Raw genomic sequence first — 13,224 nt, forward strand, 5'->3', positions numbered from 1 at the left:
GTGGCTATCTCAGACGGGGTGCGGAACACCCAGGACGGGGCCGAGTGGCCGTCCGAAACCGATGGCGCGGACGCGTCGCGGCCCGAGCCCGGCCACACCGGGCCGTCGCCGTCCGGGGCCCGTTCCGCCGGAGCGCCGCGGTCCGGCACCGGCGACACCGGAGCTCCGTGGGCGCAGACCAGTGACGCCGGCACGTCACAGCCCGGCACCGGAGCTCCGTGGGCGCAGACCGGCGACGCCGACGCGCTGAAGGACGAGGCGGCGCGGCGGTCCGGCATCCACGGCTGGCTCGACGGCGTCAGGTCGACCCGCACGGGCCACCTCACCCTCAAGATCGTCATCGGCGTCATCGGCACCATGCTGGTCATCGCCGGCCTCATCATGGTCCCCTTCCCCGGCCCCGGCTGGCTGGTGGTCTTCGCCGGCCTCGCCGTCCTGGCCACCGAGTTCCACTGGGCCCGCCGGCTGCTGGAGTTCGGCAAGCGGACCCTGTCCGCCTGGACGACCTGGCTCGGCCGTCAGGGCTGGACCGTCAAGATCCTGGTGGTCCTCGTCGCCGCGGCGGCCGCCACGGCGATCGTCTACTACGGCCTCAAGCTCAGCTTCGGCCTCGACCTGGTCACCGAGGCCCAGAAGCTCATCAACCGCTAGCCGCGTTTTCCGTAGGTGCGGCATCGTCGCAGGCCAGATGCTATGCAGGATCCACCACTGTAAGGAGTCGTCCCAGGTCGGCGGGGGTCGCGTGCGGGACGCAGGGCGAGCCGCCCTCTCCGCCGGGCGGCCACGGGCGTGCCCCGCCGACGGGATGGGGCGCAGAGGTTTTACCCGGGACCGGCCGCCACACTGTCGTCCCCATGCATCACTCTCCGTAGTCTCTCCCCGTCCGATCCCCAGAGACATCCCGAGACACAAGGAGAGTGACCTCCGATGCGCGTCCTGTCTTCGACGGCCGCCCTGGCCGCGGCCGGAATCGTCGCCGTGACCGGCGTCCCCGCCCACGCCGACGCCGTCAACCTGGGGGCGACGGTCCAGCCCGGCGCGGAGGTCTTCCTCACCGAGGAACTCGTCCCCACGGCCCCCTACAAGGGCAAGGTGCTGGTCAAGCTGGAGAACAACGGCGTGCCGACCGAGATCAAGATCAGTAACTGCAAGGGCAGGTACTTGGGAGCGGTGTCGATCATCGCCAACGACCACGCCCCCTACGTCGCCGCCGACCCTGACACGGCCCCGGCCTGCATCCGCTTCAAGGTGAAGAACCTCGGCGCCACCCCGGCCACCATCGTGGGCGCCGGCTACTTCTAGCCCGTCACGCGCGCCCGGTGGCCTCCGGCCCGCCCTTGCCCGGTGTCCCGGTCCGGCCCGCGGGCCGGTCGCCTCCCGGACGGTCCGCGCGGTGGACGGGGGAACGGCGGCCTCGGCCGTCACCACTCCCTTGTCACCGCTGTGAGTGTTGTCACCGCTGTGAGTGGGATCACACCGGAAAATGTGCGTTTCGGCCAGAAGAAGCAGTGAAGGGATCGGAGTACCGTCCGGGGCAGGAGGACCCACGTGAGCCTTGCCCGTGCCGTCGAACAGCCGCTGGCCGACATCCCCCGTGAGTTCGCCGACGCCCTCCGCCCCTACCTGCACGAGCTGACCGAGGAGATGGCCGGCGAGATCGAGGCGAGCGTGCCCGAATACTCCCGGCAGAGCGGCGCCTACGCCCGCAACGTCAGGCACGCCGTCGAGGAGGCCCTGGCGGGCTTCGTGAACCGGGTCGGCGACAGGGGAGCCAGCCGGTCCCGGCTGCTGGAGGTCTACCGCGCGGTGGGCAGCGGGGAGGCGGCCGAGGGACGGCCGCTGGATTCGCTCCAGTCCGCGCTGCGGATCTGCGCCAGGGTGGCGTGGCGGAAGCTGGCCGAGGAATCCGAGCGGCTGAACCTGTCCAGGCAGCGCATGTGCGACATCGGGGAGGCGATCCTGGTCTACCTTGACGAGATCGCCGCCGCCGCGGCCGACGGCTACGCCGAGGCTCAGGCGAGGGTGGCGGGCGAGCTCGAACTGCGCCGCCGGCGGCTGCTCGACCTGCTGGTCGCCGACCCGCCCGCCGACCCCCGGGCCGTGGCCGACCTCGCCAGGTCGGTGCGGTGGACCATGCCGCGCACCGTGGCCTGCGTCGCGCTGGCCGCGCGTGCCCGGGACGAGCCGTCCAGGCCGGGCCTGCCGCCCGACGTGCTCGCCGATCTCGACCGCTCCGACCCCTGCCTGGTCGTTCCCGACCCCGACGGTCCGGGACGGCACGGCCTGCTCGACGCGCTGGCCGCGGACTGGACCGTGGTGATCGGCCCCGCGGTCGGCGTGGGCGAGGCGGCCCTGTCGCTCAGGCTCGCCCGTGACGCCCTGGCCCTGGCCCGCCGTGGCGTGCTCGACGACGGCCGCAGCATCAGGGCGGCCCATCACCTGGCCACCTTGATGATCTTCCAGGACGAGGCGCTGATCCAGATCATGGGACGGGCCCGGCTGGCGCCCCTGCGCGCTCTGCGCCCCGCCCAGCGCGACCGGCTGGCCGAGACGCTGCTGGCCTGGCTGCAGAGCGGCAACGCCACCGAGGTGGCGGCCCGGCTGCACATCCACCCCCAGACCGTCCGGTACCGGCTGCGCCAGGCCACCGAGCTCTTCGCCGACCAGCTCGGCACCCCCGGCGACCGCTTCGAGCTGGAGGTCGTCCTGCGCGCCCGGGCCGCCGGGCTGCACGCCGTACCGGACTGACGTCCCGCGGCCTCTGGCCGGGGATCCGGTGAGGCGGGTCACCGGCGACCGCGGCCGTTCATGGAAGGTCCCGGATCTGTCACGCCGCGGTGACGCGATCCGCCATGGCCCGAAACCTGTGGTGGTGAGCCTGCCGTCGGCTCCGGGCGCCGCTGTATCGGCCCGCCCGGAAAGGGGAGAGGAAGGCGATTTAAAAATCCGCCTGTAAAGCTTTACGTGCGAATATCCAGTTATGCGGGAATATGCCGGTTAAACCGATTCGGTATAGGCCGTGATCTTGGATGATTATCAAGCCTAAAATGCCGCCGTGTCTGTGACTCCTGGGATTTACCGACTGCTCGGATGCGCCGTCATCGCCGTCTCGGTGGCCGCGCTGACTCCGCCCACCGCACACGCCGCCGAGTCCGCGGATCTCACGCTGCCCGACACCCGGGTGACCGTGCGAGAGGACCCCGCGGACCCACTGAAAGTCACCTCCTACACCGTCGGCAACGCGGCATACCTGCGCAGGGACGCCGGGTTCGCCAAGCAGGCCGGCTATCAGGAGATCACTGTGGGGCCCAAGGGGGGCATAGCCGTCGCGGTCCCCACCTCCTACAGCGGGGGACGCGACTCGGTGCTCCTGGCCGATCTGGTCGCCAACAACAGCACCAAGATCCAGACGGTCGACAAGCCGCTCGTCGCCAAATTCGCCCACTGGACCCGCAACGGCGGAAAGGCGGTCCTGACCGTCCAGCGGAAGAACGGCACGGCCTGGGAGACGACCGGCTTCGTCGTCGTCGACGCGACGGCGAAGACCGCCCGGCGGGTGAACGTGACGGGGGTGGACCGGACCGCGAGGTTCCGCTGGAGTCCCGACGGGGCCGACGTGGTGGCCGGCTACCAGGGCGGCACCCGCTTCTACGGCCAGGACGGGGCGGTCCGGCGCACCCTGCTCAAGACGGGGGTCCCCGCCGGCGGCGAGGACGTGTTCTCCCCCTCCGGGAAGGCCCTCATGACCTGGTGCCCGGTGACCTACACCGAGCACGTCTGCCTCTGGGACCGCACCTCGGGCAAGCTCGCGGCCAAGGTGAACGTCCAGCCGAAGGCCCTGCTGGGCTGGTGGGACGACAAGCACTTCCTCGCCGTCGTGCCCAGCGCCGGCTCCTACCGGGTCGCCGTGGTCGATCTCAAGGGCAAGGCCGTGCGGGTGCTGGCCGCCATCTCCGCCGAGGACTGGGCCAAGAAGCTCTATCTCAGCTACACCCGCAGGTGACGGCCCGATCCGGTACGGCAGGCGCCCGCCGTACCGGATCGGGAGGCCCGGCCCCGGCGGACGGGATGTCCACCGGACGGGCACGGCCCTCACGGAGCGGGGCGTGCCTCACGGGACAGGCGGGGGCCTCACGGCGTGGAGCGTGCCCACCGGGCGGGAGCCTTGCGGAACGGGACGCGGGCGCGGGCCTACAGGTAGAGGCCGGTGCCGTTGTCGGTCTGCGGGGTGGCGATGGCGTGCAGGTCGCGTTCGCGCATGACGAGGTAGAGCTGGCCGTGGACCTCGACCTCGTACTGGTCCTCGGGATTGAACAGGACCTTGTCGCCCACCTTCACCGCCCGGACGTTCGCGCCCGCACCGCAGACCTCGCCCCAGACGAGCCGGTTGGCCATCTTCACCGTCGCAGGGATGACGATGCCCGCCGTGCTGCGCCGCTCCTCTGACTCATGCTCGACCTTGACCATGACGCGGTCGTGGAGCATCTGAATCTCGAACTTCGGGTCACCCACAGCAGAAGCTTATGGGACCGGCGGGGCCGCGCCGGCTGATCCCGGCACGCGGACCGTCCGGACGGGGCGCCGCGACCGCTCGGGGCGCCCCGCCTAACGCGCGGTCCCGGGGATCTCCAGCTCGGCGAACACGGCCTTGTGGTCGGTGCCGGGGACGCGGTGGACGCCGAACGACCGGATCGCGAGCCGCGCGTCGGCGAACACGTGGTCGAGGGTTACCCCGGGGACCGGCTCCCAGCCCTGCTGGGGCCAGGTCGGAATGAGCCCCCGCCCGGTGACGTCGGCGGCGTCGCGGTAGCCGGTGGCGAGCAGATCCCGCATGATCGCGTGGTCGAGGGTGGCGTTGAAGTCCCCGGCCAGGATCCGGTACGGCCCGGCCCCGGCCTTCGGCAGCGCCCGCAGGCCCTGGGCCCAGCAGGCGGCCTTGTAGTCGAACCGGGGCGCGCAGGGGTGGACCGAGACGATCTGGAGGTTCTGCTCCGGCGCGACGGCCACGGACTGGCGGAAGTTGCCGTAGTCGATCGCGGCCTGGTCCGCGCGCAGGGGGAAACGGGCGTAGATCCCGGAGCCCCAGACGCCCGGGGTGGGCTCGCCGACCATGTGGGGGAGGGCCTTGCGGATGCCGGCCGCCTCCAGGCGTCCGGCCGCCTCGGGGGTGAGCTCCTGAAGGGTGAGGATGTCGGGCTTGAGCCGTACGACGAGGTCCATGATCGTTTTGGTGTCCGCGCCGCCGCGCGCGAGGTTGGAGGCCAGTACGCGCAGCGCGGTCCCGCCGGGTGCGGGGGCCGGGTCGGCGAAGGCCCGGGGGAGCACCGCCCACGCGAACGCCCCCATGACGACCAGGCCGGCCACGCCCGCCGTCCAGCGGCGCAGGGACAGGGCCAGCAGCAGGGCGACGACCGAGGCCGCCGCCACGTAGGGCGTGAACGCGGCGAGCTGGATCCACCGGAACCCGGCGTCCCATCCGGTCGTCCGGAGCACCGCCCAGGCCGCGAAGGGCACCAGCATGATCCAGATCAGGACGGTGATCCAGCGCCGTCGGCGCGGGCGCCCGGCGGGAGGGGGCGTACTGGAGATCGTTTCCGTGGTCATTCCGCCGGACGCTACCGTCTCGGGGGGCGCGGGTGAAGGGCCTGAGGCGGTGCCCGGCCGGCGGGGGGGCGGAGTAGGCTCACCCGACATGACGGACCTCTCCCCTGACCTGGTCGGCGACTATCTCGACTGGTACCTCGGCGCCCACCCCGTCCACGCCGCCCTCTCGGGCGCCGAAGGGTACGACAGGACTCTGGGCGACTTCACCGAGACGGGCATCCTCGCCCGGGAGCGGGAGTCGAGGCGCTGGCTGGAGCGGTTCCGGGAGGCAGGGGAGCCCGGAGACTTCGAGGACATGATCGACCACGAACTGATCATGTCCACGCTCCGCGGCGGCCTGGCCTACGAGACCTGGCCCGCCTGGCGGCGCGACCCCTCCGTCTACCTGGGGCCGATCTTCGGCTCGATGTTCGGCCCGTTCCTGCACCGGCTGTCCTCCGAGGGTGAGCTGGTCGAGGCGGCCGTCGCGCGGCTGGCCGAGGTGCCGGACGTCATCGCGGCCTGCCGTACGAACCTGGACCCGGCGCTGGCGGCCCCCTTGCTGGTCGAGCGGGGCCTGGGCCAGGCGCGGACGGCCCGGCGCTTCCTCACCGAGACGGTCCCCGGCCTGGTCGCGGACGAGACCCTGCGTGCCCGGCTGGCCGCGGCGGCCGAGCCCGCGGCGGCGGCCTTCGACGGGCTCGTGGAGTTCCTGGAGGGCTTCCGGGCCACCGGCACCTGGCGGATGGGCGAGGAGCTGTACTCCACGCTGCTGCGTGAGCGGGAGATGCTCGGTTACGGAGCCGACGAGCTGCTCAAGCGCGGCCAGGAGGCCTACGACGAGCTGGACGCCCAGATGCGCGAGGTCGCCCGGCGGCTGCCCGGCGGCTCCGACGACTGGCACGCGGCCGTGATCGGGCTCCAGGACGACCACGCGCCGACCCTGGAGGACATGCGGGCCGAGTACGACGCCGAGACCGAGCGGGCCAGGAGGTTCGTGCGCGAGCACGGGCTGGTGACGTTCGCCGACGGCGAGGAGTGCCGGGTGGTGCCGTCGCCGGAGTTCCAGCGGCCCATCCTCGCCGTCGCCTCCTACCTGCAGCCCCCGCCGCTGTCCACCTCCCGGATCGGGCACTTCTTCGTGCCGTTCACCCCGGCCTCCTTCACCGGGGAGCAGGTGCGCCAGCGGCTGCGCACCAACGCCAGGGCCCAGATGCCCTCCATCGCCGTCCACGAGGCCTATCCCGGCCACCACTGGCACCTGTCCTGGATGGCGGGCAACCCGCGCCGGGCCCGCAAGCTGTTCCGCACGCCGTACTTCGCCGAGGGCTGGGCCCTGTACGTCGAGAAGGTCATGCGAGAGCAGGGCTACTTCACCACCCCCGCCCAGGAGCTCGCCCACCTGGACTTCCGCCTATTCCGGGCGGCCCGCATCATCGTGGACGCCTCGCTGCACTGCGGTGACATGAGCGTCGAGCAGGCCGAGGAGTTCATGACCACCAAGTCCTCGCTCACCCCCGGCACGGCCAAGGGCGAGGTCAACCGCTACTGCGCCTGGCCCACCCAGGCCCCCTCCTACCTGACCGGCGCCCTGGAGATCGACCGCATCCGCGCCGACTACCTGGCCGCGGGCCGCGGTGACCTGCGCACCTTCCACGACACCCTGGCGGGATCCGGAGGCCTCCCTCTGGGACTGGCCCGTCGGGTGGCTCTGGAAGGCTAGTGGTATGTCCGACAACGAGGCGAGGGTGCTGGACGCCCTGGACGAGGCGGAGACGGTCCGGCTCCTGGCCGAGCTCGTGCGGGTGCCGAGCGTGACCGGCACCGACGCCGAGTCCGATCTGCAGCACCGCTGCGGAAGTCTGCTCACCGAGGCGGGGCTGGACGTCGACGCCTGGAAGCTCGACCTCGACGCGCTCCGGGCCGCTCCGGGGTTCCCCGGCACGGAGGCGCCGCGCGGCGAGGGCTACGGGGTGGTCGGCGTCACCGAGGGCGAGGGCGTTCCCGCGCTCGTCCTGCAGGGGCACGTGGACGTGGTGCCGACCGGCGACCTGGCCAGGTGGCAGGGGGGCGACCCCTTCGGCGCCCGGATCAGCGGCGACGTCCTGCACGGCAGGGGCGCCTGCGACATGAAGGCGGGGCTGGCGGCGAACCTCGCCGTCGTCGCCGCCCTCCGCAGGTCCGGGGTGCGGCTGGTCCGGCCGCTGGCCGTGCACTGCGTGGTGGGGGAGGAGGACGGCGGCCTGGGCGCGTTCGCGACCCTGGCCCGCGGCCACCGGGGCGAGGCAGCGGTGATCACCGAGCCGACCGGCGGGGCGGTCATCGCCGCCGCGGCGGGCGCGCTGACGTTCCGGATCGAGGTCGCCGGGCGGGCGGCCCACGGCGCCACCCGCTACGAGGGCGTCAACGCGCTGGAGGTCTTCTGGCCGGTCTTCGAGGCGATCAGGCGGCTGGAGGCCGACCGCAACCGCGACCCGGACCCGATCTTCGACGGCAACCCGCTGCCCTATCCGATCGAGGTCGGGACGGTCCGCGCGGGTGACTGGGCCAGCAGCGTGCCGGACCTGCTCGTCGCCGAGGGCCGTCTCGGGGTCCGTCTGGACGAGGATCCCGCCGAGGCGCGCCTCGCCCTGGAGGGCGCGATCGCCGAGATCGGCCACCCGTGGCTGCGCGAGCATCCCCCGGCCGTCACCTGGCCCGGCGGCCAGTTCGCGAGCGGGCGGCTGCCGGCCGGACACGAGCTGCTGGACCAGGTCGCCGCGGCGGTGGCCGACGTGACCGGGACCCGCCCCGCCGAGACGGCCGCGCCGTACGGCAGTGACCTGCGCCTGTACGCCGCGGGCGGCATCCCGGCCCTGCACTACGGGCCGGGTGACGTGCGACTGGCCCACGCCCCGCGCGAGCAGGTCGACCTGCGCGAGCTCCGGGACGTCACCCGGGCGCTCGCCCTGCTGGTCCTGCGCCGCTGCGGGGTCCGGGACTGAGCGTCCGGGGTCCGGGCGTGCGATGGTGAGTCCGAAAAGCTACCTGTAGGTAACCGAAGTCACATGAGTTCGCCTCACAATCGATGATGCGTCACTTGTGCGATGAAAGGTCACCTCTGTGCGGATTGCGCCATTTGCTCGACTGTCCCGTCCGCTGCGCTGGCTCGCGCGGGTCCTCACCGCCGTTCTCGTCCTGGCGATCGTCCTCGCCGGGACCGTGACCTGGACGGTCCGCCGGTCCTTCCCGCAGCTCGCCGGGGAGGTCGCGCTCCCGGGGCTGGGGGCCGCCGTGACCGTCTACCGTGACGCCCAGGGCATCCCGCAGATCTACGCCGACACCCCCGCCGACCTGCTCAAGGCGCAGGGCTACGTGCACGCCCAGGACCGCTTCTGGGAGATGGACTTCCGCCGCAAGACCACCGCCGGCCGCCTGTCGGAGATCTTCGGCTCCTCGACCACGGACGTCGACAAGGTCGTCCGCACGCTCGGCTGGCGGCGCACCGCCGAGGCCGAGCTCGCCGTGATCAGGCCCGAGACCCGGCAGGCCCTGGACGACTACGCCGCCGGGGTCAACGCGTGGATGGCCCAGAACGACGGCTTCGCCGAGAGAAGCCTCGAATACGGCGTGCTCAAGCTGACCAACGGCGGCTACGAGCCCGAGCCGTGGAGCCCGGCCGACTCCCTCGCCTGGCTCAAGGCGATGGCCTGGGACCTGCGTTCCAACATGGGCGACGAGCTCGACCGGGCGCTCGTCGCGGCCCAGGTCCCGGCGGAACGCGCCGGCCGGCTCTTCCCCGAGTACCCCTTCGACCGCCACCAGCCGATCATGGCCACGCCGGCCGCGACGGAGGGCAGGCCCGCCGCCGGCCAGGCCGTCGGCGCGGCGGACGCGCTCGCCCGGGTGGCCGAACTCGTCGACGCGGCGCCGTCCCCGTTCGGCACCGGGGGCGGCGACTCCGCCGGGATCGGCTCCAACTCCTGGGTGGTGGGCGGCGCCCACACCGCCACCGGCAAGCCGCTGCTCGCCAACGACCCGCACCTCGGCCCCCGGATGCCGTCGATCTGGTACCAGGCCGGCCTGCACTGCCGTACGCCGAGCGCGGCCTGCCCCTACGACGTGACCGGTTACACCTTCGCGGGCCTGCCCGGCGTGGTGATCGGCCACAACGCCAGGATCTCCTGGGGCTTCACCAACCTCGGCCCCGACGTCACCGACCTGTACCTGGAGCGGACCAGGGGCGACACCGTGGAGGTCGCCGGCGAGTGGAGGCCCATGGAGGTCCGCACCGAGCAGATCAAGGTCGCGGGCGGCCCGGCCATCGACCTGAAGGTCCGCACCACCGCGCACGGCCCGATCATCTCCGACGTGCTCGGCGACGCCCGCCGGGCCGTGCCCGGAGCCGTGGCGAACCTGGGCCGGACGGCCGGCGGGGCGGCGGACGGCATGGAGGTCGCGCTCCGCTGGACCGCGCTCGACCCTGGCCGTACGGCTGACGCCATCCTGCTGCTCAACCGGGCCGGGAACTTCGAGCAGTTCCGCGAGGCCGCGTCCTTCTTCGAGGCCCCCGCGCAGAACCTGATCTACGCCGACGTGGACGGCAACATCGGCTACCAGGCCCCGGGCAAGATCCCGGTGCGGGCCGGGGGCGACGGCCGCTGGCCCGCGCCCGGCTGGACCGGGAAGCACGAGTGGACCGGCTTCATCCCCTTCGAGAAGCTTCCCCACGTCTACAACCCGCCCGAGGGTTACATCGTCACCGCCAACAACGCGGTGACGCGTCCCAGCGAGGACCTGTTCCTGACCACCGACTGGTCCTACGGCTACCGCTCCCAGCGCATCGCCGACCGGCTGAAGCAGGAGATCGGCAAGGGGAAGATCACCGCCGAGACCATGGGGCGGATCCAGATGGACGACCACAACGGCCTGGCCCCGGTCCTCCTGCCGCACCTGCTGCGCGTGGGGGTCCCGAACGGCACGCTCCAGGGCTGGGACGCCGGGCAGGGCCGCGACTCGGCCGGGGCCGCCTACTTCAACGCGGTCTGGCGGCACCTGCTCAGACGCGCCTTCGAGGACGAGCTGACCGGCGGCGCCCGGCCGGGCGGCGGCGACCGGTGGTACGAGGTCGTCCGCTCGCTGCTGGAGCGGCCCGCCGACCCGTTCTGGGACGACGTGCGCACCAAGGACCGGGCCGAGGGGCGCGACGACATGCTGAAGGCCGCCATGGCGGACGCGGACGCCGAGCTGCGCGAGCTGCTCGGCGACGACCCCGGGGAATGGAAGTGGGGCGACCTGCACACCCTGGAGCTGACCCACGAGACCTTCGGCACCAGCGGCATCGGGCCGATCGAATGGCTGTTCAACCGCGGCCCGCTGCGCACGGCCGGCGGCAAGGACACCGTGAACGCCACCGGCTGGGACGCCACCGAGGGGTACGGGGTCAACTGGGTGCCGTCCATGCGGATGGTCGTGGACCTGGCGGATCTGGACCACTCGTGGTGGATCAACCTGACCGGCGCGTCCGGCCACGCCTTCCACGCCAACTACGACGACCAGGCCGCGCTCTGGGCGGACGGCGGGTTGACCCCGATGCGCTCCACCGAGCAGGCCGTACGGCGAGACGCCGCCGACACCCTCACGCTGAGGCCGTGACCGCGCGGCACCCGGAGCGTTACGCCGGGGTGCGGGCGCGGCGGCGGGTCTCGGGGACGATCAGCGGGGTGCCGCTCTGCGGGTCTTCGATGATCTCGCAGCGCAGGTCGAAGACCTCCCGCACCAGCGCGGCGGTGACGATCGTGGCCGGGGCGCCCTCGGCCACGATCCGGCCGTCGCGCATCACGATCAGGTGGGTGGCGTAGCGGCAGGCCTGGTTCAGGTCGTGCAGCACCGCGACCAGGGTCCTGCCCTGCTCGTGGAGGTCGGCGCACAGGTCGAGCACCTCGATCTGGTGGGCGATGTCGAGGAAGGTCGTCGGCTCGTCCAGCAGCAGGATCGGAGTCTCCTGGGCCAGCGCCATGGCCAGCCAGACGCGCTGGCGCTGCCCGCCGGAGAGCTCGTCCACGCAGCGGTCGGCCAGGTCGCTCACGTCGGTCGCGTCCATGGCCGAGGCCACCGCGACCTCGTCCTCGCGAGACCACTGGCGCATCATCCGCTGGTGGGGATAGCGGCCCCGGCCGACCAGGTCGGCGACCGTGATGCCGTCGGGCACGATCGAGCTCTGCGGCAGCAGGCCGAGCCTGCGCGCGACCTCCTTGGACGGCAGCGAGGTGATCACCGCTCCGTCCAGGTGGACCGCCCCGGCGCGGGGCTTGAGCATGCGGGCCAGAGCGCGCAGCGTCGTGGACTTGCCGCACGCGTTGGGACCGATGATCACGGTGAACGAGCCGTCCGGGATCGTGACGTCCAGGTCGGTGGCCACCACGCGCTTGTCATAGGAGAGTGTCAGGCCGGTGCCGTGCAGTCTCAACGTCGTTCCCTCCGGAGCAGAAACACCAGGTACGTGCCGCCGATGGCGGCGGTCATGATCCCCACCGGGAGCTGGATCGGCGCGAAGACGCGCTGCGCGGCCAGGTCCGCGCCGACCAGCAGCACGGCGCCCGTCAGCGCGGACGCGGTCAGGGTGACGCCGGGGGAGCGGGCCAGCCTGCGGGCCAGCTGGGGCGCGGCCATCGCCACGAAGATCACGGGTCCGGCGGCGGCGGTGGCGACGCCGCACAGCAGGACCCCTACGGCGATGGCCGCCGCGCGCACCGGCTCGACGTGGATCCCCACAGCCTTGGCCGCGTCGTCGCCCATCTCCATCATCCGCAGCGGGCGCGACAGCCACGCGCAGAGGGGCAGGAGCACGGCCAGCGCGACGGCGACCGGGATCGCGTGGTCCCAGCCGCGCCCGCTGAGGCTGCCGGTGATCCAGGACCCGGCGGTGGCGGCGTCGTTGATGTTGGCGCGGGTGAGCATGTACCAGTCGGCGGAGACCAGTAGCGCGTTGACGCCGATGCCGACCAGGATCAGCCGGTAGCCCTGCACCCCGCGCCGGAAGGCCAGCGCGTAGACCAGCAGCGCGCAGGCGACGCACCCGGCCAGCGAGGCTCCCGAGATCTGCCAGGCGGAGCCGCCGAGGATGACGGCGGCGATGCCCCCGGTGGAGGCCCCGGCGGTGAAGCCGATGAAGTCGGGGCTGCCGAGCGGGTTGCGGGTGAGGCTCTGGAAGATCGCCCCGCTCAGCCCGAACGCGGCGCCGACCAGCAGGCCGGTCACGACCCGCGGCGCTCGCAGGCGGCTCACGATGAGCTCGGCGGCCGGCGGCCCATCGCCGAACAGCGCGGCCACGATGTCGGGGACGGGAACGGTGAACTCGCCGGTGGACAGTGCGACGAGGCTGAGGGCGACACCCAGGGCGGTGATGGCGGCACCGACGGCGAGGCCGCGCGGGGAGAGCCGTAGCGACCAGTCACGCAGGCGGAGAACGGTCATGGTGTGGTGGGCCTCTGAGGCGGGGGCCGGGTGAACACGGCCGGTGTGGCCACGGCCACGTCCGAGAAGGCCGGGAAACCGGACGGGACGCGACCACGGCGGGCGGGGCGCTCGGCGGCGCTGGCGACCGGGTTGCTGGTCAGCTTGGCGGTGCTGGTGCTGCTGTCGATGGCCAGCATCGCGGTG

Annotated in this window: 11 protein-coding genes; 7 read left to right on the forward strand and 4 right to left on the reverse strand. The window is 72.7% G+C overall.

Translation table 11 applies throughout. The features are described from left to right. From CA984_RS47945 to CA984_RS17460, 4 genes are all read left to right on the forward strand, one after another. The gene (locus CA984_RS47945) at positions 1-651 is read left to right on the forward strand and encodes a TIGR02611 family protein (RefSeq protein WP_242676010.1); all 651 of its coding nucleotides are present in this window, start codon (positions 1-3) and stop codon (positions 649-651) included. Positions 652-927: 276 nt separating this feature from the next. Beyond that, the gene (locus CA984_RS17450) at positions 928-1,302 is read left to right on the forward strand and encodes a hypothetical protein (protein ID WP_086573570.1); all 375 of its coding nucleotides are present in this window, start codon (positions 928-930) and stop codon (positions 1,300-1,302) included. Positions 1,303-1,548: 246 nt separating this feature from the next. Further along, complete coding sequence (locus CA984_RS17455; protein WP_086573573.1) at positions 1,549-2,748, forward strand: PucR family transcriptional regulator; 1,200 nt, start codon at positions 1,549-1,551, stop codon at positions 2,746-2,748. Between the two features lie 307 nt (positions 2,749-3,055). Beyond that, positions 3,056-4,003 (forward strand): hypothetical protein, encoded by a 948-nt coding sequence (locus CA984_RS17460; protein WP_133061697.1) that lies wholly within the window; start codon positions 3,056-3,058, stop codon positions 4,001-4,003. Positions 4,004-4,191: 188 nt separating this feature from the next. Here the strand turns inward: CA984_RS17460 and CA984_RS17465 are convergent, their stop codons facing one another. Together CA984_RS17465 and CA984_RS17470 are read right to left on the reverse strand one after the other, a co-directional pair. Next, positions 4,192-4,512, reverse strand: coding sequence for a GroES family chaperonin (locus CA984_RS17465; protein WP_086573579.1), 321 nt, complete (start codon positions 4,510-4,512; stop codon positions 4,192-4,194). A gap of 93 nt (positions 4,513-4,605) precedes the next feature. Next, positions 4,606-5,604: an endonuclease/exonuclease/phosphatase family protein gene (locus CA984_RS17470; RefSeq protein ID WP_165781300.1), complete on the reverse strand. Its 999-nt coding sequence runs from the start codon at positions 5,602-5,604 to the stop codon at positions 4,606-4,608. A gap of 88 nt (positions 5,605-5,692) precedes the next feature. Here CA984_RS17470 and CA984_RS17475 point away from each other — a divergent pair, with 88 nt between their 5' ends. The 3 genes from CA984_RS17475 to CA984_RS17485 all read left to right on the forward strand — a co-directional run bounded on the left by CA984_RS17475 (position 5,693) and on the right by CA984_RS17485 (position 11,217). After that, positions 5,693-7,306, forward strand: a complete 1,614-nt coding sequence (locus CA984_RS17475; RefSeq protein WP_086573583.1) for a DUF885 domain-containing protein — start codon at positions 5,693-5,695, stop codon at positions 7,304-7,306. A gap of 4 nt (positions 7,307-7,310) precedes the next feature. Then, on the forward strand, positions 7,311-8,567 hold the full coding sequence (locus CA984_RS17480; RefSeq protein WP_086573585.1) for an ArgE/DapE family deacylase: 1,257 nt from the start codon (positions 7,311-7,313) through the stop codon (positions 8,565-8,567). Positions 8,568-8,685: 118 nt separating this feature from the next. Next, a complete protein-coding gene (locus CA984_RS17485) occupies positions 8,686-11,217 on the forward strand; it encodes a penicillin acylase family protein (protein ID WP_086573587.1) in 2,532 nt (843 codons plus the stop codon). A 19-nt stretch (positions 11,218-11,236) separates the two neighbouring features. Here the strand turns inward: CA984_RS17485 and CA984_RS17490 are convergent, their stop codons facing one another. After that, positions 11,237-12,031 (reverse strand): ABC transporter ATP-binding protein, encoded by a 795-nt coding sequence (locus CA984_RS17490; protein ID WP_086573589.1) that lies wholly within the window; start codon positions 12,029-12,031, stop codon positions 11,237-11,239. Then, positions 12,028-13,038, reverse strand: a complete 1,011-nt coding sequence (locus tag CA984_RS17495) for a FecCD family ABC transporter permease (protein ID WP_086573591.1) — start codon at positions 13,036-13,038, stop codon at positions 12,028-12,030. The genes CA984_RS17490 and CA984_RS17495 overlap by 4 nt, the downstream gene beginning before the upstream one ends. Between the last annotated feature and the right edge of the window lie 186 nt (positions 13,039-13,224).

This window comes from Streptosporangium minutum (assembly GCF_002149035.1).
In the GTDB taxonomy this organism is placed as follows: Bacteria; Actinomycetota; Actinomycetes; order Streptosporangiales; family Streptosporangiaceae; genus Streptosporangium; species Streptosporangium minutum.